At 51.6% G+C, this 25386-nt stretch carries 30 protein-coding genes, 1 tRNA gene and 3 pseudogenes; 12 read left to right on the top strand and 22 right to left on the bottom strand.

From position 1 onward, the window contains the following. Positions 1-95 precede the first annotated feature (95 nt). Positions 96-791 carry an MFS transporter gene (locus L1889_RS08135; RefSeq protein WP_238664721.1) on the top strand — a complete coding sequence of 232 codons (696 nt, stop codon included), beginning with the start codon at positions 96-98 and terminating at the stop codon, positions 789-791. After that, the gene (locus L1889_RS08130) at positions 758-1285 is read left to right on the top strand and encodes an MFS transporter (RefSeq protein WP_238664720.1); all 528 of its coding nucleotides are present in this window, start codon (positions 758-760) and stop codon (positions 1283-1285) included. The genes L1889_RS08135 and L1889_RS08130 overlap by 34 nt, the downstream gene beginning before the upstream one ends. A 75-nt stretch (positions 1286-1360) precedes the next feature. Here the strand turns inward: L1889_RS08130 and L1889_RS08125 are convergent, their stop codons facing one another. Together L1889_RS08125 and L1889_RS08120 are read right to left on the bottom strand one after the other, a co-directional pair. Then, on the bottom strand, positions 1361-1576 hold the full coding sequence (locus tag L1889_RS08125) for a hypothetical protein (protein ID WP_238664719.1): 216 nt from the start codon (positions 1574-1576) through the stop codon (positions 1361-1363). Positions 1577-1735: 159 nt separating this feature from the next. Next, complete coding sequence (locus L1889_RS08120; protein WP_238664718.1) at positions 1736-2152, bottom strand: PaaI family thioesterase; 417 nt, start codon at positions 2150-2152, stop codon at positions 1736-1738. Positions 2153-2240: 88 nt separating this feature from the next. On the opposite strand from L1889_RS08120, the gene L1889_RS08115 reads away from it, so the two are divergent. From L1889_RS08115 to L1889_RS08100, 4 genes are all read left to right on the top strand, one after another. Next, positions 2241-2393 (top strand): hypothetical protein, encoded by a 153-nt coding sequence (locus L1889_RS08115; RefSeq protein ID WP_238664717.1) that lies wholly within the window; start codon positions 2241-2243, stop codon positions 2391-2393. A gap of 144 nt (positions 2394-2537) precedes the next feature. Then, positions 2538-2903, top strand: a complete 366-nt coding sequence (locus L1889_RS08110) for a YgiW/YdeI family stress tolerance OB fold protein (RefSeq protein WP_238664716.1) — start codon at positions 2538-2540, stop codon at positions 2901-2903. Positions 2904-3051: 148 nt separating this feature from the next. Continuing rightward, complete coding sequence (locus L1889_RS08105; RefSeq protein ID WP_238664715.1) at positions 3052-3246, top strand: YqaE/Pmp3 family membrane protein; 195 nt, start codon at positions 3052-3054, stop codon at positions 3244-3246. Between the two features lie 123 nt (positions 3247-3369). Continuing rightward, a complete protein-coding gene (locus tag L1889_RS08100; RefSeq protein ID WP_308217615.1) occupies positions 3370-3579 on the top strand; it encodes a cold-shock protein in 210 nt (69 codons plus the stop codon). Between the two features lie 136 nt (positions 3580-3715). Here the strand turns inward: L1889_RS08100 and L1889_RS08095 are convergent, their stop codons facing one another. From L1889_RS08095 to L1889_RS18415, 7 genes are read right to left on the bottom strand one after another with little or no spacing between them, the layout of a single operon-like run. Continuing rightward, on the bottom strand, positions 3716-4432 hold the full coding sequence (locus L1889_RS08095) for an ABC transporter ATP-binding protein (protein ID WP_238664714.1): 717 nt from the start codon (positions 4430-4432) through the stop codon (positions 3716-3718). Continuing rightward, entirely contained in the window at positions 4429-5178 is a 750-nt protein-coding gene (locus tag L1889_RS08090) for an ABC transporter ATP-binding protein (RefSeq protein ID WP_238664713.1), read from the bottom strand. Before L1889_RS08090 ends, L1889_RS08095 begins: the two co-directional genes overlap by 4 nt. Beyond that, on the bottom strand, positions 5175-6110 hold the full coding sequence (locus tag L1889_RS08085) for a branched-chain amino acid ABC transporter permease (RefSeq protein WP_238664712.1): 936 nt from the start codon (positions 6108-6110) through the stop codon (positions 5175-5177). The genes L1889_RS08090 and L1889_RS08085 overlap by 4 nt, the downstream gene beginning before the upstream one ends. Then, positions 6107-6313 (bottom strand): ABC transporter permease, encoded by a 207-nt coding sequence (locus L1889_RS08080; RefSeq protein WP_238664711.1) that lies wholly within the window; start codon positions 6311-6313, stop codon positions 6107-6109. Before L1889_RS08080 ends, L1889_RS08085 begins: the two co-directional genes overlap by 4 nt. Beyond that, positions 6265-6975, bottom strand: a complete 711-nt coding sequence (locus L1889_RS08075; RefSeq protein ID WP_238664710.1) for a branched-chain amino acid ABC transporter permease — start codon at positions 6973-6975, stop codon at positions 6265-6267. Before L1889_RS08075 ends, L1889_RS08080 begins: the two co-directional genes overlap by 49 nt. A gap of 3 nt (positions 6976-6978) precedes the next feature. Then, entirely contained in the window at positions 6979-7677 is a 699-nt protein-coding gene (locus tag L1889_RS08070) for an ABC transporter substrate-binding protein (protein WP_257793872.1), read from the bottom strand. Then, positions 7619-8179 carry an ABC transporter substrate-binding protein gene (locus tag L1889_RS18415; RefSeq protein ID WP_257793871.1) on the bottom strand — a complete coding sequence of 187 codons (561 nt, stop codon included), beginning with the start codon at positions 8177-8179 and terminating at the stop codon, positions 7619-7621. The genes L1889_RS08070 and L1889_RS18415 overlap by 59 nt, the downstream gene beginning before the upstream one ends. Before the next feature lie 449 nt (positions 8180-8628). Here L1889_RS18415 and L1889_RS08065 point away from each other — a divergent pair, with 449 nt between their 5' ends. Both L1889_RS08065 and L1889_RS08060 read left to right on the top strand, forming a co-directional pair. Continuing rightward, entirely contained in the window at positions 8629-9258 is a 630-nt protein-coding gene (locus tag L1889_RS08065) for a pyridoxamine 5'-phosphate oxidase family protein (RefSeq protein WP_238664709.1), read from the top strand. Between the two features lie 157 nt (positions 9259-9415). Next, a complete protein-coding gene (locus L1889_RS08060) occupies positions 9416-9625 on the top strand; it encodes a cold-shock protein (RefSeq protein ID WP_238664708.1) in 210 nt (69 codons plus the stop codon). 233 nt (positions 9626-9858) lie between these two features. Here the strand turns inward: L1889_RS08060 and L1889_RS08055 are convergent, their stop codons facing one another. Further along, entirely contained in the window at positions 9859-10695 is an 837-nt protein-coding gene (locus tag L1889_RS08055; protein ID WP_238664707.1) for a metallophosphoesterase, read from the bottom strand. 37 nt (positions 10696-10732) lie between these two features. Further along, positions 10733-11924, bottom strand: a pseudogene (locus L1889_RS08050) (MFS transporter). Positions 11925-12076: 152 nt separating this feature from the next. On the opposite strand from L1889_RS08050, the pseudogene L1889_RS08045 reads away from it, so the two are divergent. Beyond that, positions 12077-12996, top strand: a pseudogene (locus L1889_RS08045) (pyridoxal-phosphate dependent enzyme). Here the strand turns inward: L1889_RS08045 and L1889_RS08040 are convergent. The 5 genes from L1889_RS08040 to L1889_RS08020 all read right to left on the bottom strand — a co-directional run bounded on the left by L1889_RS08040 (position 12967) and on the right by L1889_RS08020 (position 18675). After that, positions 12967-13668 carry a hypothetical protein gene (locus L1889_RS08040; protein WP_238664706.1) on the bottom strand — a complete coding sequence of 234 codons (702 nt, stop codon included), beginning with the start codon at positions 13666-13668 and terminating at the stop codon, positions 12967-12969. The pseudogene L1889_RS08045 and the gene L1889_RS08040 overlap by 30 nt on opposite strands. Positions 13669-13847: 179 nt before the next feature. Next, on the bottom strand, positions 13848-14498 hold the full coding sequence (locus L1889_RS08035; protein WP_238664705.1) for a hypothetical protein: 651 nt from the start codon (positions 14496-14498) through the stop codon (positions 13848-13850). Then, positions 14480-14653, bottom strand: a complete 174-nt coding sequence (locus L1889_RS08030; RefSeq protein WP_238664704.1) for a hypothetical protein — start codon at positions 14651-14653, stop codon at positions 14480-14482. The genes L1889_RS08035 and L1889_RS08030 overlap by 19 nt, the downstream gene beginning before the upstream one ends. A 34-nt stretch (positions 14654-14687) precedes the next feature. Next, complete coding sequence (locus L1889_RS08025; RefSeq protein WP_238664703.1) at positions 14688-18140, bottom strand: AAA domain-containing protein; 3453 nt, start codon at positions 18138-18140, stop codon at positions 14688-14690. Between the two features lie 241 nt (positions 18141-18381). Then, on the bottom strand, positions 18382-18675 hold the full coding sequence (locus L1889_RS08020) for a hypothetical protein (protein WP_238664702.1): 294 nt from the start codon (positions 18673-18675) through the stop codon (positions 18382-18384). Positions 18676-19024: 349 nt separating this feature from the next. Here L1889_RS08020 and L1889_RS08015 point away from each other — a divergent pair. Then, a tRNA-Ile gene (locus L1889_RS08015) sits at positions 19025-19101 on the top strand. 92 nt (positions 19102-19193) lie between these two features. On the opposite strand, the gene L1889_RS18410 is transcribed toward L1889_RS08015, so the two are convergent. The 5 genes and pseudogenes from L1889_RS18410 to L1889_RS08000 all read right to left on the bottom strand — a co-directional run bounded on the left by L1889_RS18410 (position 19194) and on the right by L1889_RS08000 (position 22583). Next, positions 19194-19457, bottom strand: coding sequence for an ArsA family ATPase (locus tag L1889_RS18410; RefSeq protein WP_257793870.1), 264 nt, complete (start codon positions 19455-19457; stop codon positions 19194-19196). A 17-nt stretch (positions 19458-19474) separates the two neighbouring features. After that, a complete protein-coding gene (locus L1889_RS08010; protein ID WP_257793869.1) occupies positions 19475-20209 on the bottom strand; it encodes an ArsA family ATPase in 735 nt (244 codons plus the stop codon). A gap of 31 nt (positions 20210-20240) precedes the next feature. Further along, positions 20241-20486, bottom strand: a pseudogene (locus L1889_RS18775) (cory-CC-star protein); the annotation flags it as partial. A gap of 3 nt (positions 20487-20489) precedes the next feature. After that, the gene (locus L1889_RS08005; RefSeq protein WP_238664701.1) at positions 20490-22289 is read right to left on the bottom strand and encodes a carbon starvation CstA family protein; all 1800 of its coding nucleotides are present in this window, start codon (positions 22287-22289) and stop codon (positions 20490-20492) included. Between the two features lie 39 nt (positions 22290-22328). Next, positions 22329-22583 carry a hypothetical protein gene (locus tag L1889_RS08000; protein WP_238664700.1) on the bottom strand — a complete coding sequence of 85 codons (255 nt, stop codon included), beginning with the start codon at positions 22581-22583 and terminating at the stop codon, positions 22329-22331. A gap of 612 nt (positions 22584-23195) precedes the next feature. Here L1889_RS08000 and L1889_RS07995 point away from each other — a divergent pair. Next, on the top strand, positions 23196-23750 hold the full coding sequence (locus tag L1889_RS07995; RefSeq protein WP_238664699.1) for a lipocalin family protein: 555 nt from the start codon (positions 23196-23198) through the stop codon (positions 23748-23750). Positions 23751-23840: 90 nt separating this feature from the next. Next, complete coding sequence (locus L1889_RS07990) at positions 23841-24182, top strand: DMT family protein (protein WP_238664698.1); 342 nt, start codon at positions 23841-23843, stop codon at positions 24180-24182. Between the two features lie 620 nt (positions 24183-24802). Here the strand turns inward: L1889_RS07990 and L1889_RS07985 are convergent. Continuing rightward, positions 24803-25339, bottom strand: coding sequence for a hypothetical protein (locus tag L1889_RS07985; protein WP_238664697.1), 537 nt, complete (start codon positions 25337-25339; stop codon positions 24803-24805). Between the last annotated feature and the right edge of the window lie 47 nt (positions 25340-25386).

The raw sequence follows: 25386 nt of genomic DNA, 5'->3' as shown, positions 1-25386 counted from the left end.
TTAAACGACTGCGTAACAAACAGAGGGCAGCCTACTGCCCCCAAGCCTGTTAGGCTTATGCGCTCACTATTTTCTGAATGGATAGATAGCGCATAATGAAAGCTCAGAGCGATAAAGGTGGTTCTCAAATCACGTTTTCATGGATGTTGTTCGTAGGTTTGATGCTGGTCGCTGCAAATTTAAGGGCGCCTTTCACAGGTGTAGCGCCTGTGCAGGACTTAATTCAGCTTAGCTATAATTTATCCGCCGCTTCGGTGGGCTTGTTGACGACCTTGCCCCTCATGGCTTTTGCGGTTGTTTCACCTTTTGCGGCAACAATTTCCCGACGCTTTGGCGTCGAGCGTACTTTGGTAGGCGCGATCACATTCGTGATAGCGGGAATTTTACTGCGCTCGCTGGCTCCGCTCTGGGGCTTGTATACGGGAACTGTTTGCATAGGCATTGGCATTGCTATTGGCAATGTGCTGTTGCCCAGCTTAATCAAGCGTGATTTTCCCGGCCGTGTCCCTACCGTTACCGGCATGAGTACGGTAACCATGGGACTGGTGGCGGCCCTTGTGTCAGTCAGCATCGTGCCGATGGCCAGTGCTATCGGGTGGCGAGCGGCTTTGAGTGCAAACCTGGTCTTTGCTGTGCTTCCCCTGCTCGTTTGGATGGCTCGTTTACGCACGCTCAAGCCTGTTCCTGCCGAGTTAAGAAAAACACCCGTAAGTACCGGAGTGTGGCGATCCCCCTGGCGTGGCAAATCACCGTGTTCATGGGGTCGAACTCGCTGCTGTATTATGTGCTGATCAGCTGGCTGCCATCTATTCTTACCTCAAGTGGCTATTCAGCGGCAGAGGCGGGGTCGCTGCACGGAATGATGCAATTGGCAACAGCGCTGCCAGGACTGTTTTTGGGGCCCATTATTAGTCGTTTGAAAGATCAGCGCCTTATTGCCGTGGGTACGACGGCGTTAATGACTATCGCTATTTTGGGCCTGATGTGGTCACCCCAGTTCGCTATTGTTTGGGTGTTTATGTTTGGTTTGGGCTCATGCAGCGTCATAATCTTGTCTTTTGTATTTATGAGCCTGCGTGCAAATAACAGTCACCAGACAGCAGCACTGTCGGGAATGGCCCAATCAGTGGGCTATTTACTGGCAGCTACAGGCCCTTCGCTAGCGGGGCTGGTCCACCAGCAGCTGCACAGCTGGACGATGCCACTCAGTGCCGGCGTAGTCCTCACCCTTGTCATGATGATTGTAGGTGCTAAAGCAGGCCGTGCAGGTTCGATGGTGACGTGAAAATAACGAATAAATATCTCGTGCCACATCACTGATCAACGATCAGCGATGTGGCGGTCCTTGCTGAAACAGCTTTCAGATCAGCGGTTCGCGTTGTCCAGGAATCGGCTCTCCTGGCTCATCAATAGGTTCAGGACCATTAGGGTCACGGTCCGGATTGTCTGGGTCTTCTATGGGGGCAGGCCCCGGGACGGGCGGTTCGCGATGGGTTGGATCCCCATCTGGATGCACCGGTGGCGGTACGGGAGACTGTTCAGGTGACAGCGGGTGAGTGGGATTGTCTTGAGTCATGGCGTATCTCCACATGGTCGTAAATTGCAGATGCTGCTGCAACAGACAGGTCTGGTTCAGTTAGACCTAAAGTTAAGAATAACTGGCTCTATACAAATCAAGGTGTTACGAGTGTAATAAAGGGTTTGGGGCACGCATGGCCACATGCCGTTTACGCTTTCAGGCATCAACGAAAACAATGGTAGCCTGCATCAGGGCAATCAGTTTTTTACTATTTTCAGTCACTGCATAGACTTCACCGTGGCAGACGCTTAGAAGCTTGCCGGTGCTTTTGACTGTACCCACCGCTAAAAAATGTTCACCTATGGCGGGGCGCATGAAATTAACCTTGAACTCGGCGGTAACCACATCGAATCCGGGCGGTGCCTTGCTTAGGGCAGCGTAGCCGCAGGCGCTGTCAACAATACTGGTAATTGCGCCAGCATGCATATAGCCATGCTGCTGTGACAAGGAATCAGAGAAATTCAGTAGTATCTGTACCTCGCCGTCAGTCACGGAGATCAGTTCTGCTCCAAGGGTGGACATTAATCGCTGAGAATCAAAACTCGCACGAATGCGTTGCTGAGGTTCATTCATAGTTGGATATCCGCCTTGATAAGGGGTATGCTGACTGATGGCTTCACGAAAGTAGTTTGCTCTAGTGCGACGCCATTCGGAGAATAGTATGACCAAGAAAAGCAAGCCTGCCAAGAAGAAACCGGCAGCCTCTACGCCTCCTACCGGGGTAAGCTGGCCTGCGCCGCAAAAAGGCTTTTCAGCCCGCGAACGTTTTGTAGACCGCAAGACTATAGGGCGTGGCTCTGCACGTGGTCGTTAAGTCCTGAGTCGTTCTGAAAAACGCCATCCAAAGAGCCTGGATGGTTTTTTTACTCCGAAACTCTGGTTTTGCCGAACGAAGCCCATTCCTTCATGGCTCGTTTGCTGTTACTGTTTACTTTTCTGGCGAACTTTGGGAGTACCCATGTCTAAAACCTTAAAGCTTCGATACGTGCTGGCCTCCGTCGTGGTGACAAGTATCTTTTCTTTGCCGGTACATGCGCAATACTCAGGTCCTTCAGCTATTGGCGGATCAAGCGTTGCGGCTATTCTTGAAAATCCCGTTGACGACCAGGATGTACGGCTGGAGGGAAATCTTTTACGGCGCACCGGGCACGATAAATATGTTTTTTCTGACGGTACGGGTGAAATAATTGCTGAGATCAAAGATAAGCATTTTGCTGGTCAGAAAGTCGACGAAAAAATGAAGGTGGAGCTGATCGGAGAAGTTGATACCAGCCGTATACATCCGCCTGAAATCGAAGTCGAATCTCTGCGAGTTATCAAGTAATTAAAAACTGGCGAAATAGCGGGAGTCACACGTGTGCTCAAGGGCAATCATGCCCGAAAGGCGGGAATACGTGTGTAGCTATTGCAAGCACTTCAATCGATGGGTATGTCGGGTAAAATAACTCTGTTTTAACTACTTGGCATTTATCATGCGTCTAATAATTGCGTTATTGCTTCCCTGGCTCACATTTTTTACGATTGGGCGACCTTTTGCCGGTATCTTCTGCCTGATATTGCAGATCACCTTAATCGGATGGATACCTGCAGCTATCTGGGCAGTGTACGCGCTAAGTCAATACAAAACAGACCAAAAGATCGCGAGGGCATTGGGGCAGCGCGGTTGAGAATATTGTTTTCCCCGTTTCCCCTTGCCTGAGTTGCATCAATTGGAAACAGGGCTTGCCTTATAAAGTGTGGCCACCCATAGTGGTTTAGGGATGATTTCCCTCTTTTACTTAGGAATTATATTGAAAACAGAAATTGGTATCGTGAAATGGTTTAACAATGACAAAGGGTTTGGCTTCATCATGCCTGAATCCGGCGGCAAAGACCTATTTGCACACTACAGCGACATCCAGGGCGACGGCCATAAATCTCTTGAAGAGAACCAGCGTGTCTCGTTCGTCGCAGGTCAAGGTCAAAAAGGCCCACAAGCCACAATGATCCAAGTTATTTGATGGCGCTACACTTGGCTTGGTAGCCAGGTGAACAGAACAATCAAGCAAAAAGCCGAACCCTCTTAACATTGGGTTCGGCTTTTTGTTTAATGGCCTGGCATGTCTATAAAGAACAGAGCTGCAGTAGCGAGCGTGCTTACAGCCCCAGATGCATACGTTGAATATCAGGATTTTTTCTGAATTCTTGCGTGCTGTCGTCAAAGATAATTTTTCGGTCAGACAAAATGATGACACGAGTAGCAACGGCTAAGGCCAGGGCGATGTTTTGTTCGGCGAGTAGTACGGTGTAGCCCTGATTGCGCAGTTTCAGCAGTTCGGGCTGCAGCATGTCTCGTATGGCCATGGGGGCAAGACCCTCACTCGGTTCATCAAGCACAATCAGGCTTGCCTGTGTCAGGAGGGCGCGTGCTAGCGCCAGCATCTGACGTTCACCGCCACTCAGGTTGGCGCATAAGGTATTACGCCTTTCGTACAGACGGGGAAATTGCTGATAGATAGTTTCCATAGTGCAAGGATGCGAACTAGCGACGCGCGCTGTCAGTGTCGCGAGCCTCAGGCTTTCACGCACCCGTAATTCGGGGAATCCATCTCGCCCCTGCGGTACCAGCGCTACCCCCATGCGGGCGATTCTATAGGTTGGCAGCCTGGCAATAGGATGACCGTTAAGCAGCACCTGACCAGTGCAGGGCGGTCCGATATTGAAAATACTGTGTAGCAGAGTGGTCTTTCCTGCGCCATTACGTCCGAGTATTGCAACGCTTTCGCCTTCAGTAATAGCAAAGCTGATCCCCGAGATAACGTCGGCGCCACCATAGCCATTACCCAGGCCGTTGATGTCCAGGACAGGTGTCATTCAGCTCCTCCTAGATAGGCTGTCTGCGCCCCTTCGTGGCGGCGTATTGCTTCCGGAGTGTCGACGGCAGTGAGCCTGCCCAGATTCAGCACCGCAATCCGGTCGCAATGCTCAAACACCAGATCAAGGTCATGAGACACCAGTACCACCGTGCTTTGGTGATGAAGGCCCGCCAGCAGGGCCATGGCGTCGGCAGCCTCTTGCTTGGACAAGCCCGCAGTGGGTTCGTCCAGCAACAGCATCTGGGGGTGCTGCGCTACGCTGATCAGCAAGTCTAGCAATCGCTGTTCTCCGTAGGAAAGTGTGCCTGCGACCACATCGTTACGCCCACCGAACAGGCTGCTAGCGACAATATCGTCAGCCTGCTCGAGGCTGTCACGCAGAGGGCCAGGGCGGCCGAGCCACGTGTAAGCTTTTGAGGTGCATGCTCGCAGGGCCAGGGCCAGATTGTGCTGTATCGTGTGCTGAGGAAATATCTGGCTGGACTGGAAACTTCGCATCAAACCCAGTCGCGCACGCTGCGCTGGGTCCAGGCGGGTGATGTCCTGATTCTTGAACAGTACCTTACCCGCATAAGGCTTGCTGAAACCGCTCGCAATATTCAGCAAACTGGTTTTGCCGGCACCGTTGGGGCCTATGAGTCCAAGGGTTTCACCAGCGTGCACGGATAGTGTCAATTGATCGAGCACATGGAGTTTCCCAAAGCGTTGGGAAATCTCATGTAGTTGCAGCAATGTGGTGCTCATGAGCGCCTCCGTTGACGCAGACCTTGGGTAACGCCATTGGGCATGAACAATACCGTGACCACAAAGAGCAATCCGATCAATAGTTGCCATCTATCTGTGTACGAGCTGACATAGGTTTGAATCAGAAGATAGATCGCCGCTCCGGCAAAGGCGCCGTGCAAGGTTTTGATTCCTCCGATGACGCCCATGATCAGCAGCGATGCAGAGAAGCTCCAATGGACGACCTCGGGACTGAGGTAAAGGTTGATGAAGGGATATAGGGCCCCGGCTCCGCCGGCAATCAGCCCTGAGGCCACAAAAGCTTTGATGCGGATACGGTGCGCGCTGTAGCCAAGCGCTTGCATACGCAGGGGCTGGTCGCGCAGGCCCTGCAATGCAATGCCCGCAGGCTGGTACAGGAAGCGGCGCAGCAAAAGAAAGCCTGTCGAGGCCCACACTGCTGCCAAAGTATAGAGCCAGACAGGCTCTGTCCACCATGCCCGGCCTGAAGAGGCGGTGAAGCCGCGTAAGCCGTCGGCGCCTCCGGTAACTTCACGCCAATGAAAGACGACTTCCCAGAGCAGTTGTCCGGCGATCAATGTAACGACCAGAAAAAACAGCCCGTTTGAGCGCAGACTGACAAGAGCAACGAGCAAGGCGAGCAAGCCGCCTGTAGCAATGCCCACTGCCAGCGTGGCGGGCAGGTTTACGCCGGTGTGCTGAGACACTAAAGCGGCAGCGTAGGCTGCACCGCCAAACAGTGCGCCGTGGCATAGTGATACCAGGCCTCCCTGGCCTGTGACGAGGTTCAGGCTCATGACTGCGGTACCAATGAGCAGAATTTCGGTGGCCAGACGCAGCAGGTAAGGATCAGCAAGTCCGCCAAAGGCGAGGAGAGCGACAGCGGTCAGGAAGAGCGCCAGCTTCTGGGAGACTGAAGGTGTAGGGTTCATGCGAAGCGCGTCCTTGCCTGCAATAAGCCATTAGGCCGTACGACGAGAATCAGCAGCATGACACCTAAAGTGACCGCACTGGAAAATGAGGGAAACCACACTCTGGAGAAGGTTTCGACAAAGCCCAGGATAAGGGCGCTGAGCACCACACTTTTTACACTGCCAAGGCCGCCGATGACGACCACCAGCAGCGCAAGCAGCAAGACGTTTTCGTCCAGCCCCGGGTGCACAGATAACACTCCGGCGCCCAAGGCTCCCCCAATCCGCTAAGACCTGCTGCAACCACCATGCCGATAGTAAAGATACGTCTGGCGTTCAGGCCTAATGACTCTGCGATGGCGCGATCGCTGACGCAGGCGCGCAGGGCCGCACCCCATGGTGTGTAGTCGAGCAGTGCCCACAGGATCAGCGCGATGACGACGCCTGCCGCAATAATAAAAAGCCGGTATACAGGGAAAGGCAGACCGGCAATCCAGACGCCACCGCGCAATATCTCGGGAAGATTGGGGCTTAAAGTATCGGCACTGAACCCCCAGCGCATTAGGTCGGCAAAAATAATGGCGATGCCGTAGGTAAGCAGCACTTGCATTAAGTGCGTGCGCCCATAAAACTGTCCAAAAGGGAAACGGTCAAGCAGCAGCCCGACTGCGCCGGTAAGAATGAAGGCGGCGGGAAAGGCCAACCACCATGGAGCGCCGGAGGCAAGCCATTGGGTGGCGATGTAGCCGCCGAGCAGGAAAAATGAGCCGTGAGCCAGATTGATGAAATTCATCAGGCTCAGGACCAGAGTAAGGCCAAGACCGGTAAGCAGGAGCAATACCGAAAACGACAACGCATTCAGCGCTTGCAGCAAATAGTAAGACATGGGTTAGGCTTGCGCTTTGGGGCCGGGATCCTGAATGTGCTCGTATGTGTGAATGACGGTATTGAACGGCTTGCCCTCGGCATCTTGGCGAACTTCGTTGACATAAATATCAAGAATAGCCTGATTGTTGCGCGGATCAAAGTGCATGGGGCCAAAGGCGGTGTTGACACGATTGCCCAATAAGTAGTCTTTGAAGGCATCCTTGTTGCTGACGTCGCCCTCTACTGCATCAACACCTGCCTTGATGACCTGGCCAGTGGCGTAGCCTGCTGTGCTGGCCTCACCAGGAAGACGGCCACGTGAAGCCTGGTAAGCGCGAACAAAATCAGCGGCAGCCGGCGCGCCGGGCGACTGATGGAAAGTGCTGATGCCTCCCAGACTGGCATCACCGGTAGCTGGAATGACATCTTCCTGGTCAAAGAGAGCCCCAGGCCCTACGACCGGAACTCTGCCGTGCATCTTGTAGTCTTTCATCTGCTGAAGAAAACGGACGGCATCTGCCCCGGCAAGAAAGCTGTAGATGAAGCGTGGCTGTGCAGCTGCCATATTCATGATGATGGGTGCAAAATCGCTTGTACCCAGGGGCGTCCAGATCGATTGACCTAAACTGCCGCCTTGCTCTTCAAAGGTATGCTTAAAATCTTCAATATATTCGCGGCCGGCAGCATAGTCGGACGCTAATGTGAGCCCCCGAAGTGTCAATATTTTCGTAGGTCCACAATGCACCGGTATGGCCCAGCATCCAACTGGTCTTGGTGGGTCTGAAAATATACGGGCTGGCGGCATCACGTGCTAAATCGTTGGCCGCGGCATTGGAGATAAACGTGAGCAGTTGGGCGTCGGCGACCACATCACGTATGGCCAACGCAATGTTGGCGCTGATGACTCCGCACAAGACATCGATACGATCCCTGGAAATCAGTTTATGTACTTTACGCAGGGCTTCGTCGGGTTTGCCATGATCGTCCTCGATCAGAAGTTCAACCTTTCGGCCACCCATTTCATAATTGTTTTGCTCAAGAAACAGCTGTAGACCCGCGCGCATGCTTTCGCCCAGCGACGTGAATGGACCTGACAGGGACGTAAGCAAGGCGATCTTCAGCGGACGGCCATTTGCCAGAACAAGCGGCGCATTCATGACAAGCGGTAAGGCCGCTGTGGCGGCCAGCAGACGTCGGCGTGAAGCAAAAAATGAAGTGGTCATAAAGAGGCAGGAAGTTAGTGGGTTTTTTATCTGCTCATGCGAATAAAAATCGTTCTCATTGTAAGTAATTTATTCATGAATGCCAACAGGTCATGAATGCCAACAGGCATCAAGCATTGTTAGCTTCGCGATTTCCTAGAAGGATTTACGTGAGGCTAAAAGAATTCACCGCATCATGCCTGTCCTAGGGAAGCTCCTAGGTGGAATGCTTTTTGCAAGTTACTGTAGTATAGAGACACAAATAGCATCGAGTGAAGGGGGTTCTCGTGATAATGATTGAAGGGTGGTTCATTGCATCCTGCATTCTCATTGCCTTTGGCTGCATCGTGATAGTTGCGCTATTAATGACAGCCAGGCATTAATCTCTTTAGAGGCCTTGAACGCTTACACTGTCAGGGCATGACGACAGCTTAAGCAAAGCTTTAGGTGTCTCAATACGGATCCCGGACGTGAATGAACTAACCAAAGCACATCGTATCGCTGATCTTGAAGATCTTGAAGCCATTTATGGCTCGCCTTCAACAGCTTCCATCAAAAAAGAGGTGAGCTATATTCATCCTCATTATCAAAAAATGGTCGAAGCTGCTTCTTTTGTGGTGCTTGCTACGTCGGGACCGCAAGGCCTTGATGCTTCACCTAGAGGAGATCCTGCCGGTTTTGTACATGTGCATGACGAGAAGACGTTGCTGCTTCCTGATCGGCGAGGAAACAACAGAATAGACAGCTTGCGAAATATTCTTCATGATCCGCGGGTAGCTCTGTTCTTCTTGATCCCGGGAGTGGGGGAAACATTAAGAATAAATGGCAGGGCCACAATTACCACTGACCCACTCTTGCTGGAGCAATTCTCCATAGCTGGCAAACTTCCTTTGTCAGTGCTTGTCGTTAGTGTGGAAAATGTATTTTTTCAGTGCTCGAGAGCGGTTGTGAGGGCAGGGTTATGGGATTCAGAACTTCATATAAAACGTTCTTCACTGCCAAGCACTGGAACCATCCTTCAAACTTTAAGCCAAGCAGGAATTGATGGTTCGAAATACGACTCTGAATTGCCAGAGCGTCTGAAAAAGACCCTCTATTAATACGCTGGTATCCCCTTCAATGAAGGGCACGGGAAGAGATGGTTTTTTCGGCGTTCCGGCAATTGTATTAAGTGGAAACAGAGGTTGTGCAATGCCTCTTGGCAGCCCATAGTGGCTGTAGGGATAATTTTCCCTTTTTACTTAGTTAGGACTTATATTGAAAACAGAAATTGGTATTGTGAAATGGTTTAACGACGACAAAGGATTCGGCTTTATTACGCCTGAATCCGGTGGCAAAGACCTTTTCGCACACTACAGCGAGATCCAGGGCGACGGTCATAAATCTCTTCAAGAGAATCAGCGCGTCTCGTTCGTAGCAGGTGAAGGACAGAAAGGCCCACAAGCCTCAATGATCCAAGTCATCTGATGGCTCAATGCTTGGCTGAATAGCCAAGCTAAGAGAATAATCAAGTAAGAAAAGCCGGACCCTTTGAGACATTGGGTTCGGTTTTTTTTCGGCTGTCGGGTTCCCCAGTCTTGTTTGGCATGGCCGTTTTTGCTGACGGATGCCAATGATAGGTTGATTGATGTAGAGGTGCTGGTTTGTCTGTTTTCCTTTCGGTTGCAGTCAACAGAGTGATGGGATGTTATTAGTCTCCTTCAAGGCAACTCAATGCAGAATTTCTCTTGAAAGTCTTTTTGCTCGTCTTTGTCCTCGTAGCCTCGAGGGTTCGCTACGATACGGCATCGGTATGCTTCGCCGTTAACAGAACCGGTTGCGATAAAATCGTTTCTGCAATGCAAATGTCCGTGCATCCATAGCTGTGTGAATGGCAGGAATTCTTCCATGGAGTTGCAAAAACCGGCGGTTCCGGGTGTAAGACCATAGCGCGGATCAGCACTTTCCAGGGTAGGTGCGAAATGGGTGACGGTAACCGTGGTGCCTTCAAACGGAGTCAATAGCGCATCATATAGCCACGACTGACATTCTTTGGCCAGCTCCCGTATTTGCTCAGCAAGCAAGGGCTTTCCATTTCGCGCTGTTGTGTTCTTGCGCAGGTAAAAGTCAGCGGCTCTATAGGCTTTCTCCAGTTCGCGCATCTGCTCTGTCATGCCTCCCTTTAAGAGGGCCAGAGCCTCAAAGTCACTCCAGAGAGTGGTCCCTATGAAGCGCACCGAACCGATGGTGATTATTTCTCTGTCCAGCCACTCAATGCCGAGTTGATCGCATAGCTTTCGCAGCCTTACATACGTGGCGTCATAATCCAGCCAATCAAACTCATGGTTGCCGGGGATATATAAAACCCGCGGCCATTTTGCATTGGTGAGCAGCGGTGAAAAGCGACTCAATCCGAAGTCGGCACCCTCTAGCGCGGAGTGAGGGGAATGCGAGCCGATGTCGCCTGCCAATACCAGCACGTCAACATCGGGTGCAGCTTGAGGCACATAGCCGGGATCGACTTCCAGGTGAAGGTCAGAAAGCAGCTGAATTCGCATAGCGGATATAGTGCCATATTCGAGGGGCTTTAGCTCATCAACGTTGTCTATTGGTCACGAGCGGAATAGTGAACAGTACCAGCGTGGCTCCAAGGCCTATCGTTGAGGATAGCCACAATGCTTTTATACCGAACATATCAAGGCAGATTCCGAACAGCCACGGAGCCAGGGCCTGGGCGATGCGCGCGGGAATCATCAGGACTCCTTGGCGGTGCCCATAGCCAGCGGGTCCGAACACCACCAGGGGAGTGTCCCTTTGGCAATGGTCAGAATACCATTTCCAGCGCCGTGCAGAATCCCGAATGCGGCGGCGGCAGGCGCGCCTATGATGCCAAACACCAATGCGCCGATCGGATGAAGCGAAGCAGCGATACGCGCTGACAGAAGGGGATGGACTTTGCGCAGCAATCCAAATTCCAGCAGCCGGGCGGCTACTTGGGCTGGGCCGAGAAGGGCGCCGACCATCACGGCAGTAGTTAGTGACGTACCCCCGCCTGAAGTAGCCTTGGAAGATGAGTGGCCATAGCAGTGCTGGTAAACCAGGTGGCAGCAAATACGAAAGCCAGTGCAAAGGATGCCCAACGGCGGGTGGTGATGTCAGCGGGGAGAGGGCTGTCCGTCTCTTTGTTTGACGCCACCGTTGTGACTTCGTCGGTATAAGCCGCCGATTGCCTGGGAAGGCTTAAGTTCAGGGCGAGACCAAGGGTTAAATGAAGGACTGCCCAGCTAAAGCAGGCTCCGCGCCAGCCTATATGTGCTTCCAGAAAAGTGGACAGTGGCCAGCCCACCGTACTGGCGAATCCTGCAATCAATGTAATGCCGGTGATGGCACTGCGGGAGCGGTCTCCGTAAAGAACAACCAAAGCTGAAAAGGCTGCTTCATACAGGCCGCTGCCCATCCCGATGCCGATGATCAACCAGGCCAGGAATAGCTCAGTGGGACTGCGAGCAAAGCCCAGGGCGCCGAGCCCCACGGCAAAGATGATACTGGTCCAAACCAGCACCTGTCTCCCTCCCAAGCGATCGATGAGGCGGCCTGCCGGAGGCCCGACCAAGGCAGAGACTATCAGTGCCGCGCTAAAAGCTGCAAAAACGGTAGGAGTAGAAATGCCCAGGTCGCGTGCCATAGAGGTCGCCAGCATGGCAGGGAGGTAATAAGATGATGCCCAAGCCAGTGTTTGAGCCACCCCTAATCTAACGACAATCCCCACCTTCGGTTCGATGCTCATTTTTTCTCACGAAGCTTGACGGTTACTTAAGGGCGCGACCACAGGCATTCGAATGTGTTACACCTGAGTAGCTCAGGGAGTGGCGAGTGGCTACCTATTTTGCTCACTATAATCTTTTTTTAACAGTACGTTTTTAAGGCTCATTACCCTACATGTCCTTGCATATCGAAACTCCGCTGATCGAGTCTGACACCTTGAGCGAAGCGGCTGGCCGCCACATCTGGCTTAAACTCGACGCGCTGCAACCTTCAGGCTCGTTCAAAATACGGGGCATCGGGGCCGCTTGCGAGACTTACGTACAAAATGGCAAGCGGCGCTTTATCTCCTCTTCTGGCGGTAATGCCGGGATCGCCGTGGCCTTTGCGGGTCGCCGCCTTTCCATTCCCGTCGTGGTGGTGGTGCCGGAAACCACCACTGAACGTGCCCGCTCACTGATCCGTCAGCAAGGTGCTGAGCTGATCGTGCATGGCGCTGCTTGGCATGAAGCCAATACGCTGGCGCAGTCCATGCTAGGTGAGGCCGATGCTTTTCTGCATCCCTTCGATGATCCGCTGCTTTGGCAAGGTCATGCAACATTGATCGATGAGGTGGCAGCATCGGGTATCAAGCCTGACGCAGTGGTGCTTTCGGTGGGCGGGGAGGCCTGTTCTGTGGTGTGGTTGAAGGCTTGCGGCGCAACGGTTGGCACGGCATCCCTGTTATCACGGCGGAAACGGCCGGCGCTGACGCACTGGCACGCTCCATTGCAGCAGGTGAACGCATTGCGCTGGATGCCATTACCAGCATCGCCACGTCGTTGGGCGCACAGCAAGTCTGCGAGCAGGCATTCGACTTGGCGCGGCAGCATGTTGTGTACCCGGAGGTAGTTAGCGACCAGGCAGCGGTGCAGGCATGCGAACGCTTTCTAGATGATCACCGAATACTGGTAGAGCCTGCTTGTGGCGCCAGTCTTGCCCTGGCCTATGCGCAGGTTAGCGCGCTGCAGGGTTTTGATAACGTAATGGTGATTGTCTGCGGCGGCGTCACCGCCAGCGTTGATCTGCTACGTCAATGGCAAGCAGCATTGCAGTAGGCCCAAGTTCTGGTCAGCTGCGAGCAGAACAAGCGGCGACAGAACAGACTCCTCGCTTGATACGGCTATAAAAACAGCTCCAGAGCTCGGTGTGCTGCATTTACTAAGAACTGGCTGCGTTTTTCCCTCTCGCACGGCGCGTTCCAGGTCTTCATCTGTCAGTGTGCGGGTATCGGGGTCGGCCGTGTCACTCTGGCCAGGACTGAAATGTAGCTTTTCCATATAAGGCGTGGGCTTTTTGCGCCTGTAGTCGGCAAATTCCTTGGAGTAGTAGGCACGGGCTTCCTCTACCGATTTGGCATTGGTGACAATGTCGTGCATCAGATTCAATGCCAGGAAATTAGCTTGCTCATCGTGGCAGCGGGCCGACACTTCACCGGCTGTGCGCTCGACGATCACGCTGCCGTCGAACTGCGCCAAGGCCGTGAATTTATCAGCGGGGACACGGTAGTCGATGACCGACTCTACAGAGTCGAAGTGAGGGGCTGGAAAATTGTGTGAATAAAAGGCTTTAGAGGCGATAATACGCTTCCAGGGGCCTGGCTTTAGCCATGTCAATTGAGTAGCGGTGGACTCGTCCGGCTCTCCGTATTGATCGATAACAAGTTGTGCAGCCTCACGCGCTTCTTCGGGCCACCCTTCCGTCAGTGGGGATTGTTGAGTTGTCGCCATGCGTTTCTCCTTGCTTGGATAGGTATTTGGCCCGTTCAAGTCGGGCGGCTCGTTAAGGATGAGCAAATACCATGCCTGACCATCTCAATTCGGGGGAAATAGCTAGAGTTTCAGGGTGTCGAAAGAGAAGCGATAAGTCATTAATACCTGTATTGTAGCGATGACGTTTTCAGTGCCTTTCATATCTGGCCAGCGGCAATTAAATTCCTTATGACCGCGTTTAGGGAAGCCTCGGAGTGACTAAAAACCTTAGGCTTCGAGAGTGGATCCAGCGTAAGCTGCCACTGGTTTATACGTGTATAAAACTCTATAAAAAGAGCAGCGTCATTCTCGGCGTAACCCCTGATCTTAAGCGTCTGCTTAACATCCTGGACAGGGTTTCCGTAAAACACATTCGACTTTCTGAACATGCGTTCGGCGTCGATGGTGCCGATTTTTTGATCTTTGCTTAGCGATTCTTTATACAGTGTCTTGGCCAGTAGATGAATCTCGGGAATAAGTAGCGCCATAAGCAGCGGCTGATTCCAATAGCTACGTATGTCCTCAATGCTTAATCCGTCTGCTAGTCTGGATTTCAGAAACTTAGCGTCAGCGCTTAGCTCATCACCATAGTTTGTGCGGCAGACCTCATCGCCATAGCGTACTTCGACTATGGCCCTGGTTTGAAAAAACAAATCCGTAATGTGTTTTTCCCGGGTACGCCTGCCGAGCGCATCTTCAGCGGGTGATAGCGTGTAAAGAAGTGCTCGCGCTTGTTCCAGACACTGGACTTCTTTTGAACTAAGGCTAGCTAGCGCAGATTTGCGCACATTCATCGCTTCCTGGCGCATGGCCTTATCGATTTTTTCGGCATTTTCCGTAGCCAGGTTTTTTCTTTTTGTTCTTGGCTCATTTTTTTTAACGAGGGCCGCACGGCTTTTTTCTTTGAAAAAATGAGGTAAGCAGCAATGACGCTCACTACAGTTAAAATAATGATGATTTCCATATTTATCCAGGTGATATAGATGTTGCCAGGCTTGTTATTGCTTGATCTTCAGAGACATCAGCGCGTCGAGCTCTGCCTTTTTCTCGCTACCGACTAATGGGCCCTGATAGCGGGTAGACACCTCGTGGCGTACCCATGGGCCCCCGCGTGGCGAGCTAAGCCAGTTAAAAGATCCCATGAGCAGGTAGCAGTCGTCCACGAAGATCTCTTTGGCATGCAGGTTATGCAGTGCATGAACATGGGCACCAGCCTGTTTCAGCTGTTTAACAAGCTGTTCAGACTGGCTCTGCGCCAGTGCCTGACGTTGTTCGGTTTTTTCATTAAGGGCTTTGTCGTAAAAAATCGTACAACGCACATTTCGTTTGGACGCTGCTTCCAGCAAATTAAGGATGCCGTCTTGTTCCAGCGCGTTGTGGGTAATCCAGGGGGAGACAATAATGATATCTTCCTGCGCATCGCCTAGGGCCTTTTTTAGAGCTTGGCGGTGGCCTTCGAGCGTACGAATCACAGTGTAGTCTCCGGCCTTGCTTTGAAACTCTTGTCGTGCTGACCAGCTCGGATCAATAATGATCTCATTGCCTTGGTTCGAAAACAAATGCTTCGCCAGCACGCCACTGGGTTTGCTGGTTCGCTCATCCAGAATCTGTGTATCACCGAACACCAAGAAACTGTCTTTGGCGCGGGACACCGCCACATTGAGCATATTGGGGCTCTGATCAAAGAAATAGTTCCGACCGTCACGTAAGGTGTAGACGGTGCTAAAGAGCACTATATCGCGCTCCGCCCCTTGCAGGGCGTGGACAGTCCCGATGGTGATTTTTTCTGGTAAGTTCAGAGCGCGAAAGGCTGCTCTTACTTCACTCATTTGCGCCTTGAAGGGTGTCACCACAGCAAGAATCTCTTCTATCGGCTTACCGTAAAAACATTTAAGGCGCGCGAGGTTCTCTGCCACCCAGACGGCAATCACTTTCGCTTCTTCTGGATTGGACCGGCTTGATCCGTTAGTCTGGCTTGCACCCTGCACATAGGCCCAGCCCATTGCCGGCAAACCCAATTCTTTGCGGTTAACGGAGCTTTCCGCGCGTTGAGGGCTTAGCATGCCTTGATAGCAGAGATCATTGCAGTATTCGATAATCGGCTCAACGCAGCGACGATGCTCGAATAGATACATCCCTGCAGGCAGCCCCTGATCTAATGAAAACGCCGTTGCCTCTTGAGCCATGCGCATCAGGCTGCCGTTGCTTGATGCGGCACCCCTTTCCTTAAATGCTTCAAAGGCAGAGGCATCGGGCTCAGGTCCGCCAATAAACCGTACCCAGTTGGACTTATCAACAAGATCCGGTACCGACCAAACCGGTTCAATCTGCAGGGTATCGCCGACAATCAACGCCTTTTTGGCCAGTGCGAAGCTGCCTGCTGCGATTTCAGGTGAGATCTGTCCTGCTTCATCGACGATCAGGAGATCAATTTCGTTAAAAAATGAGGACTCGATCCAGTTACCTTCCTTATCCTTGCCTTGTATATATTTGAAGCTTTGGGGAAGGCTGTGAAAGGTACTGACCAGGCATGGCGTTAACATCGCCTTAAGTCTTAGGCGTGTGAGCACTCCCTGGCCGCTTCGTTCCCAGGGGCCTGATTTGCCACTCCAAAATGTTTCTTTCATCTCCTGGATCCAGCGGCCCTCAAAGATATGCACGGCTAACCAAAATGCATAAGCGCGCAAGCTCACATCCAGGCGCTCATCAATCTGTCTGATTGATAAGGGGGTGGCGTCTTTACAGTAGAGTCTGGTCTCATTGACCCAGCGCTGATACGTGGCTACTTTTTGTCGGCCTTCCTGATACCGCGCAGTTACCCCCGCCAATACGTGTTCTATTTGTGCACTTAGCGTGCTCCACTCAGCCTGGTCAACCTGAAGTGTGGCTTGGTGACGTGAGAGGAAGTGATGCAGCTGTGCCTGGCGCTTTCGCTTAAAAGGGCCAAAGGAGGCTAACAGGGTCTGCACCCATCCTTCATCTGCGATAACTCCCATCCATTCATGAAGCATTTGCTCCAGGCTGTGGCGCTCGCTTTTTAATTGCTGCTCTTGAGCAAGCAACTCGTCCATCCCCTCTATACTGTCCAGGCACTTGGGGTCGATATTGATCAGCTCAGTAGCGAGTTGCTGCACGAGGTTGAGCTGATCCGCCGTGAGCTGCAGTTCCTTCTTCAGGTGTTCTATTGTTGACTGCAGCGTAGCGCCTTTGCCCAGACCGTTTAGCGCACGTTGAGCTGACTGCACATAATGGCGCTCTGTGTCGGCAGCACCGGGGCCGTGCAAGATGCTGTCGAACTTATCTGGCGTAAGATACGGCGTGTTCGCGGCTTTGGATTTTGACGCCATATACAAACCAAAGCCCAGACCTTCGCCTGCGCGAGGCAGCCATCGAGTCATAAACCCTTCTTGGGCGAGTAGATCCTCGCTAGTCGGGGTCTCAGCTTCGGCACTAAAACTTTCTATAATGTTCGTGACAGCCTGATTATTGGCTGAAGCACCCACGATCAGCGGCGCAGGCAGATCCAACAAGGCAGCACGTGTAAAAAGGCTTGCCACCACGCTTTGCAGTAATGTGGTTTTACCAGTGCCGGGAGGGCCGTTCAAGGCGAGTATTTCACCATCTTGCAAGTTAAGCGCTGCACCAAGCGTATCGCGCTGAGCGGAGGCAAGAGAGAACTCAGCCTTCATTTGTCCAGTTCGCAATGAGATCGTTGCCAGCTGTGATGGAGGCAAGGCGTGTCGGGCTTTACAAGCCCCAACGAGCATATCGAATAATGGCGTCTTTTTTGCTTTGTCCAGGCGTTCCAGCCGATCATAGGCTCGTACGACGGTATCAATCATTCCACTGAGCTTTAGCTGCAGTGAAATATAGATATTGTCGACTGACTCATACCCTTCAGCCAGAGGTCGGCTACCAAACATGGCCGATTGCATCGAACCGATCCTGTCGATAAATTTCGACCATGCCGGAGCCTCTTCAAACTGCGACTCATTTTTAGCCAGATACCCGTCAAACTCATTCACGAGAGCTAAGCTCAGATTCTCAGACGGCCCAAGTAGTTCGCGCGGCACCATTGGATGAGTGGACGATGGAATGATTTGTCCATCGGGTGTGAGCATCGCTGTTGTTACGATCGCGCAGATTTCATTCGGATAGTTGCTGCTCGTCAGAAACCCTCTGTCTTTGCTTTTAACGTACGTTGCACACTGTATAACGACGCTTATTGCGTCGTTTTCACTCTCTATTAAACCTTTTTGCTTAGCCTGGTGGCGCAATCTGTCGCACTTAAGCTTTGCTTCGTCAGGGATGTATCCATTTTTAATACCATCCAGCGATACCGCAATTGAATCCTTAATTGGCTGACTTTGATAGGTTTGGCCGTCAAGGCAAGAGACGCGGTAATAAGAGGCAAAACGGCGACAGGAAAGGGATGTGGAGAGTTGAGGCATGCTTGCTAAATCTTTAACAACGGTAAGCGGCAACATGGGCGTTTCTGAGCAAAACTGAGCTATCCCGAGAGCTTGCCAATGAATCAAGCTAACGATACTAACACCATCGAAGTCTGACGAGCAGCCAGGGGCAGCCCAAGACAAGAGGAAGTCGGTTTGATGATCAGTTACGTGCCGATCGGCTTTAGAGTCACTGGGTGTGCTTACGCTGCGGCAGCCACTGTGCTAGCCCAACAAATCTTTATCTCTCAACCCGAATTTCAAAATAAGCCTCTGACTCGCCAAGCTCTCTGAAGCCATCTTGTTGTGCCTTGGTAGCTGCGGCGATCCAGCGTTTAGCCAGCGTGATTTCTTCCGGAGAGAGCTCGGACTCTGCTGTTTCTTCTGCATTCTGCCAGGCCATGTACGAGGCCACAACTTCGTCTGGCTCGCCTAAGGAGCGCTGCAATGTTCGTTGAAAACGATACTCAGCGTCTTTTTTGGCACGTTCGGAGATATCGGAAGGGGCGTCTTGAAGGGTGATTGTGTATGACATGATGATCTCTTAAAGATAACTGTGTTTACGTACAGTGTATTTTTACCATGAAATAGATACAGAAAAGGCCATACAGAGGTGGGACAGCAACTTTAATTTATATCGAGTCTGACTGCTTAACAGCCATCCATTCAGCGCGAAGCTCATCTGGCACTGGATATTATCTGCACCGTTGTGTATTTAACAATGTTTATAACTAGCCAGTCCTATCAAAAATATGTAATAATCATCGTCTTTGATTGCTTGGTTCTTTGAGGCTTATCTGTTTTACAGTTAGAGGCTAACAAGTGGCGTGCAATGAATGTGGGAAGCCATTTCTACTTTCACGGCACTGCCAAAGCAATAAAAAGGGCCTATAGCTCAGTTGGTTAGAGCAGCGGACTCATAATCCGTTGGTCGCAGGTTCAAGTCCTGCTGGGCCCACCAACGAATTTAAGGCTTTCGAGAAATCGAAGGCCTTTTTTCTTTGCCGGTTTCTACCCATTTATTAGACCAGGGCTAGTCTTAGGGCCTGGACCTTATGGCCAAGGCTGTATAAGTTGTCTGCCGAAGGCAGACAGCGCGTCGAGCCCTTGTATGTCGTCTTTTTGCAAACTCACTAGCTGCATTGGCAGGGTACCCAACCGCTGCTGGATTTCTGCTAGTTGACGCTGTTGCCGCTCGTGTCGTGCGGCCCAGAACGGACTCTCTGTATCATTGGGCAGGATACGATTGATAATAGCTCCGGCCACTGGGACCTTGCTTTCCCGTAAAGAATGGATAGCCCGTTCGGTTTCAAGCATGGGCAGACGCTCTGGGGTCAGGACAAATAAAAGGCAGTACGCTCGCTATCGGATAGCAATCGTCGGGTGCGATGAAACAGGCGCTGCCGTTGTAGCAGTGTTTCGGCGAGCGCCTTGCCTTTGGTGTCCAGTTCTTCAAGGGGGTTCTCTTTGGGATCAGAAATAGGATTATCGATGCTTCGCCCGGGAGTCAGGTGAGATAGCACTGAACCTAGATGTTGTGAGCGTTTGTTGTGCCGTAGTAAACCTTCAGTCCATGCGGCCATCACTTCGGGCAAACTCAGCAAACGCAAAGTATGGCCGGTAGGTGCAGTGTCCAGAATAAGTAAATCGTAGTCGGTCTGGCTTTCTTCCATAAGTCGCGACAGGCGCTCTAGAAGGGCGGCTTCTTGTGCGCCGGGCGATTGGCGTGACAAACCCAGATGGCGTTGAAGCTCGTTAATCTGGTCCGGGCCGGCATAGCGGCGCATTTGCGCGAGAACGCGATCCAGATAGGCGTCTACCTCAGTGTCGGGATCCATTTCCAAGGCAGTTAGCCCGGCTGCCAGCACGGTAGGTTTCGATCCGATCGTGCGGCCAAAAGCGTCGCTCAGGCTATGAGCTGGATCGGTGGAAGCCAGTAGGACGTTGCGGCCCCGTTCGGCGGCATGTACTGCTAGGGCAGCAGAAACTGTCGTTTTCCCGACCCCACCCTTGCCACCAACCAGAAGTAGCCGCCGGTGTTGAATCAGCGCAGAAATATTCAAGGGCATCAGCAGCACCGAAAGTGATCCAGGGGGATCGCTCCATACCCATGCGTGTATGCCAGTCGTGGAAACGTTCCAGCAGCAGTGGTTGCAGCTCGAGGGTATACCAAGAGGCAGGATTAGGCACACCCATCATTTCGGAAAACACCAAGAGCATGAAAAGATCATCTTCCTCGCGTTTCGCTCTGGCAATGGCGGAACGAAAGGGGGCGTTGTAATACGTCACCCCCACTTCGTTGGCTTTTTGGCACCAGTGCCTTAGACGGATAAAGGAGCCTTTCATCGCTTAGCCTGTCATGGCCATTTTGCGTTTTTCGCTGCGCAGGGCTGATACGCATTCCAGCGTGACCAGAATAGCGGCGATCAGAACGATAATATCAAGTATTAACAGAAACCAGTTCTGATCCTTATAGAAAGTCTGCAGTTGCAGTAGCAGGGCAGCCAGGGTCATGGTCAGTATAAATACCAGTGGAATGGTGATATAGATGGTCGGTGTTTTGCGGCGCACCAGCATGACGGAGATGACCAGAAGCGTCAGGCCGGCGAGCAACTGGTTGGTTGTACCAAACAGAGGCCAAATAAGAAGGCCGCCCGAACCGCTTGCTCCACCGGCACCAAATGCCAGAATCAGGCAGGTAATCACGGCAAGCGCAGTGGCAGGGAAAGGTTTGCCCATCCATTTTATACTGTAGATCTCTCCCCATTCCTGGAAGATATAGCGTTGCAGACGCAAGCCAGTGTCCATGGTGGTACCTGCAAACAACGCGGCCATAACCGTCAGCATGGTGGCAGAAACGTCGGGGCTAATGCCGGTACCTGCATGTAGTATGGTGGCACCACCTTCTACGAAGGCCTTGATACCGCCTTCACCGAAAGCATGATAAACCGACTTCCATTCATCAAATGTCGCAAAACCTGCCGAGGCTGCGATAATGGCAGCCAGAGCCAGTCCGCCCTCGCCGACAGCACCGAAGTAGCCTACAAAACGGGCATCGCTTTCTTTATTAAGTTGTTTGGATGTGGTTCCTGAAGCGACCAGGCCGTGAAAGCCTGAGATAGCCCCGCAAGCAATAGTTACGAACAGCAGCGGGATCAATGACGGGGTACCGGCAGGCACATCAGAGTTGATCATTGGCGCAACAACAGTCGGGTTCGACAGGAGCACGGCCACATATACCAGTATCAGACCCACGAACAATTGAAGGCCATTGATGTAGTCGCGTGGCTGCAGCAGCATCCAGACCGGTAGTAAGGATGCGATAGCCGCGTAGGCAAATAACAGGAGTATCCAAGAGGCGTTGGCAGATAAGCCCATCACGTTCTCTGGAAGAGTAACAGGCACGCTGGGTCCAATGTAGATGAGGGCGTACAGCACGATAACCCCAACCAGGGACACCAGGGCAAGATTCCATTTAAAACGGTAAATCGCCTGGCCAATGATGAAAGCAACAACGATGGCGCCCCACACGGGCACAACCGACCCAGGGTTATTAATCAGAAGCTGAGCAATAACCACCCCAAATACAGCATTGACCATTAGCAGCACAAGAAAGATCACGATCATGAAAAGCGCGCGGGCGCGTTTCCCGACCACATCCCCGGTTAACGCACCAACTGACTTGGCCTTATTACGTACACTGGCCCAAACGGCGCCCATATCATGAACACCGGCAAAGAATATCGTGCCAAAAGTAACCCACAGAAAGGCGGGAAGCCACCCCCAAATAACGGCAATAGCTGGCCCGACGATGGGAGCCGCCCCGGCCACCGAGGTAAAGTGATGCCCCCACAGAATAAACTTATTGGTTGGGACAAAATCCACGCCGTCCTCAAACTCATGGGCAGGCGTCTGGAAGTTATCATCCAGCTGGAATATCTTTTGCGCTATAAAACGAGAATACAGGAAGTAGCCTCCGGCCATTCCCCCAAACCTAAGACCAGCAATACGATGGCGCTCACGAGTTTCTCCTCTGGGGGCTAGTCTGAGGTAACAGACTAAAACCTGGTTTTTATTATGCAATGTAAATTGCATTAATAGCCCAAAACCGGAAGGCACAGGAATAGGGGTAATCCATAGTTTGAGCATACCGCCGTAATGCGATTTCAGTCGGCCAGGCCGGTTAGCTCAAGCAACGGTATAGCTGGTTTTAGACTGCAACTTATTTTCTTGGTTTTTCTGTCGGCTCTGCAGGAGCTTTCTTAGGCGCCTTTTTTTAGGGCGAGAACGCGGATCTCCCGCCAAAATGCTGAATTTCATTTCACCGATATGAATTTCAGATGAAAGAAAGGGCACAGAAGAAGCGTTAACGTAACTGTCGGAGCGTATAAGAAATTGTTGAGTGGATTGCGGGTAGCCGGCTATTGTCGATGGACTGATCATAGTGAACTCCAAAAGGGGTTGATGTGTTGTCCGGTGTTGAGCCTATATATCGCAGACTCCACTATACGCGCCAATGGCCGTTTAGCTCACCAGACGTTCCTAAGGGTTTACGTGACCCACAAAATCACAGAAAAACAACTCATTGCCCTTAGCGTCAGTACCCCCTGCCACCACCTTCACCTTTGCCTGAGCCTTCATATTCAGCCTTAGCCTTAGTCTCCTTGTCCTTGCCCGTACGAGCGCATCGGAGAGCGCCGCGAACGGCGAGTAAAGCAGGAAAGAAGTGAGCGCTGTTCGAAGCGCGCAGCGCAAGTTCGCGAACGCCTGCTTTACTTGCCGTTCACGGGAAGTGCGCAGCACCGCTCAACGCTAAGCGAGGGCGGGCAAGGATAAGGAGACGACATCGTTGAGACGCAGCGACGAACCGCAAACTCAGCACCGCTCAATGCTAAGCGAGGGCGGGCAAGGATAAGGAGACCGCATCTTTGAGACACTGCGACGAAAGCAAAGACTCCGCCCCCTGGAATGCAAACCTGCGGTGCTATTATCAGCTTAGACACTCAAGGCCTAAAATGATCATGACGGCACGCTACTCACCAAAACGAGGCAACAATGAAACTTCTGCGATTTACTCCCCTGCTAGTAACAGGTGCTTTTTTGCTAAGCCTATCCTTGGGCACACACGCCGCTGACCTGCCCACTCAGGCCGGTGTGGATCTCAATAAGTACGCAGGCGAATGGCATGAAGTTGCACGCTTGCCACTCAAGTACGAAGACGAATGCACAGCCGACGTGCGTGCCACCTACGTCCTTAATGAAGATGGCAGCCTAAAGGTCCTTAACCAATGCCAAATTGCAGACGGCTCGATCAATTCAGCTGAAGGGGAAGGCCGCTTGGCCGCAGTCGGAGAAGGGAGTGATCCTTCAAAGCTCGAAGTGCGTTTTGCGCCAGGCTGGCTATCCTGGTTACCTATGGTATGGGGTGATTACTGGATCCTGAAAGTTGAGGGCGATTACGAATACTCATTAGTAGGCTCACCGGACCTTGAATACCTATGGCTGCTCTCAAGAACCACAAGTCCGGATGAAGCCGTGGTGAATGATTTGCTCAACTACGCCCAGGAACTTGGCTTTAGCCTGGAAGAAATTATTCGTACGCCCATGTAATAGAGCAATACTTAGTAATGCGCTTGGCTTAGCAAAAGGTTTGCCCGCTTTTAGATAGCGGGCTTTTTCTACTTGTCACCCTGAAAATCCATGATTAAATTTTTACCCATTGCCTTGTTGGTGGTCTCTAATGTGTTCATGACCTTCGCTTGGTACGGACACCTTAAGTTTCCGCATAGCCCCTTGGTGAAGGTGGTGCTGATCAGCTGGGCCATTGCTCTTTTCGAGTACTGCCTTGCTGTGCCTGCGAATCGGATCGGACATGGTGTTTATAGCGCAGCCGAGCTAAAAACCATGCAAGAGATCATCACCTTAGTGGTGTTTGCGCTGTTTTCCGTACTGTATTTAAAAGAAAGCTTCAGCATCAACCATGTTGTGGGCTTCGGCCTGATCATTGCAGGCGCTTTTTTTATATTCAAAGGCCCGCTTTAGCATGGAGGAGCGCCGCTTCGTTTGGCGAGCAAGAACAGGCCTTGGTGAAGGGGCCTGGAACAGACACGGCTGATAAACAGCCTGGTATAGGCAAAAATAAATATGTAACGTTTGGCTGTTAGGATTAAATGCCAATAAGTATCCAAAGAACCTCGTTTTCCCACTTTATGCGACCTACGGCATTTTTATTTGTACTTATCCCCAAAGTTATGCACAGAAAATGGGGATAACTTTGTCCTTGACTTTTAGTCCATGATTACAAAGCGAAGGGGCTAAGGATCAGAAGAGTAAAAGCAATGCTTTTATTTGTTTTTAAAATTTGATTCCATAAATATATAAGTAAAAACAACTACTTATAATATATATTTGATGCTTAGCATTAGCTGCTGAGTGATTTCTTTCAGTATTCTGTCAAAAATCAGGTAACCAAGACTTGACTTTTAAGATTCATAAACAAAGGATCGGCCTGGGATGTGGAGCTTCAGAACCTGAAGATATCCACCGAAAGCGCAAAATAAATGTCAAGGGTAAAAAATCAGCTTTTAGTCGAGCATCATTAAAAAAAACGCCTCGTAGTTTGTTACACAACGAGGCTGTTCATCTTTAAATGGCCTGTTGCCTTAAGGTGTCAGGCTCTGCGGCCTCGAGTGATGGCCGCGACCGTCGGACACTGCGGAATTGTCACCTGCGGAAGTTGAGATCAGACGTGCGGCAATGTGGTAACACTCGTCAATATGTTTATTACCGACTCGCTTCAGCACAACATAACTAATGGTTGATGCCACGACAGCGCCGATCACGGGTACATACTTGGTGGCGTACTTTCCGGCGAGACGTTTGGCGCCTAGCGACTTCAACAGTGATATCACCCGGCTGGGAGTGATGACTTTACCCAGTAAGCCAACGCTAAAGCTAGCGCCTCCGACGACGATCAGTTTTTGCAGTTCGGGAGAAAGTTTTTCTACTTGCTCAGCGCTTAGCCCAAATTTTTCATTAATTCTTGGAAGTATCTGCAGCAAAATGGCTACGTCAGTACTGAGATCAACACCAGGGATAGGAACGACGGCCGCCGCCGCCGACAGCAAAGCGCGTCGGCTCACCAGTTTTCTGCACGATTCGCGAACCTCGTCCAGTTCGGCCATAGTAATAGGTCTCATTGAACTCTTTCCTTGAGAATAGAGAGAAGACAGCAACTAAGGTAGAA

It is taken from the genome of Paenalcaligenes niemegkensis (assembly GCF_022230885.1).
In the GTDB taxonomy this organism is placed as follows: Bacteria; Pseudomonadota; Gammaproteobacteria; order Burkholderiales; family Burkholderiaceae_B; genus Paenalcaligenes; species Paenalcaligenes niemegkensis.
The sequence above is the reverse complement of the archived record's forward strand: the minus strand, read 5'-3'. Positions and strand labels throughout refer to the sequence as shown.

Bases quoted from the DNA above. Each gene is read 5' to 3' on its own strand.
- L1889_RS08095 (WP_238664714.1), bottom strand. From the start codon at position 4,432: ATGACACCTGTCCTGGACATCAACGGCCTGGGTAATGGCTATGGTGGC.
- L1889_RS08135 (WP_238664721.1), top strand. From the start codon at position 96: ATGAAAGCTCAGAGCGATAAAGGTGGTTCTCAAATCACGTTTTCATGG.
- L1889_RS18410 (WP_257793870.1), bottom strand. From the start codon at position 19,457: ATGCTTGAAACCGAACGGGCTATCCATTCTTTACGGGAAAGCAAGGTC.
- L1889_RS08110 (WP_238664716.1), top strand. From the start codon at position 2,538: ATGTCTAAAACCTTAAAGCTTCGATACGTGCTGGCCTCCGTCGTGGTG.
- L1889_RS08030 (WP_238664704.1), bottom strand. From the start codon at position 14,653: ATGGAAATCATCATTATTTTAACTGTAGTGAGCGTCATTGCTGCTTAC.
- L1889_RS08105 (WP_238664715.1), top strand. From the start codon at position 3,052: ATGCGTCTAATAATTGCGTTATTGCTTCCCTGGCTCACATTTTTTACG.
- L1889_RS08010 (WP_257793869.1), bottom strand. From the start codon at position 20,209: ATGCCCTTGAATATTTCTGCGCTGATTCAACACCGGCGGCTACTTCTG.
- L1889_RS07990 (WP_238664698.1), top strand. From the start codon at position 23,841: ATGATTAAATTTTTACCCATTGCCTTGTTGGTGGTCTCTAATGTGTTC.
- L1889_RS08115 (WP_238664717.1), top strand. From the start codon at position 2,241: ATGACCAAGAAAAGCAAGCCTGCCAAGAAGAAACCGGCAGCCTCTACG.
- L1889_RS08125 (WP_238664719.1), bottom strand. From the start codon at position 1,576: ATGACTCAAGACAATCCCACTCACCCGCTGTCACCTGAACAGTCTCCC.
- L1889_RS07985 (WP_238664697.1), bottom strand. From the start codon at position 25,339: ATGAGACCTATTACTATGGCCGAACTGGACGAGGTTCGCGAATCGTGC.
- L1889_RS08120 (WP_238664718.1), bottom strand. From the start codon at position 2,152: ATGAATGAACCTCAGCAACGCATTCGTGCGAGTTTTGATTCTCAGCGA.
- L1889_RS08020 (WP_238664702.1), bottom strand. From the start codon at position 18,675: ATGTCATACACAATCACCCTTCAAGACGCCCCTTCCGATATCTCCGAA.
- L1889_RS08005 (WP_238664701.1), bottom strand. From the start codon at position 22,289: ATGCTCAAACTATGGATTACCCCTATTCCTGTGCCTTCCGGTTTTGGG.
- L1889_RS08090 (WP_238664713.1), bottom strand. From the start codon at position 5,178: ATGAGCACCACATTGCTGCAACTACATGAGATTTCCCAACGCTTTGGG.
- L1889_RS08130 (WP_238664720.1), top strand. From the start codon at position 758: ATGGGGTCGAACTCGCTGCTGTATTATGTGCTGATCAGCTGGCTGCCA.
- L1889_RS08000 (WP_238664700.1), bottom strand. From the start codon at position 22,583: ATGATCAGTCCATCGACAATAGCCGGCTACCCGCAATCCACTCAACAA.
- L1889_RS08055 (WP_238664707.1), bottom strand. From the start codon at position 10,695: ATGCGAATTCAGCTGCTTTCTGACCTTCACCTGGAAGTCGATCCCGGC.
- L1889_RS08075 (WP_238664710.1), bottom strand. From the start codon at position 6,975: ATGTCTTACTATTTGCTGCAAGCGCTGAATGCGTTGTCGTTTTCGGTA.
- L1889_RS08025 (WP_238664703.1), bottom strand. From the start codon at position 18,140: ATGCCTCAACTCTCCACATCCCTTTCCTGTCGCCGTTTTGCCTCTTAT.
- L1889_RS08040 (WP_238664706.1), bottom strand. From the start codon at position 13,668: ATGGCGACAACTCAACAATCCCCACTGACGGAAGGGTGGCCCGAAGAA.
- L1889_RS08035 (WP_238664705.1), bottom strand. From the start codon at position 14,498: ATGCGCCAGGAAGCGATGAATGTGCGCAAATCTGCGCTAGCTAGCCTT.
- L1889_RS18415 (WP_257793871.1), bottom strand. From the start codon at position 8,179: ATGACCACTTCATTTTTTGCTTCACGCCGACGTCTGCTGGCCGCCACA.
- L1889_RS07995 (WP_238664699.1), top strand. From the start codon at position 23,196: ATGAAACTTCTGCGATTTACTCCCCTGCTAGTAACAGGTGCTTTTTTG.
- L1889_RS08085 (WP_238664712.1), bottom strand. From the start codon at position 6,110: ATGAACCCTACACCTTCAGTCTCCCAGAAGCTGGCGCTCTTCCTGACC.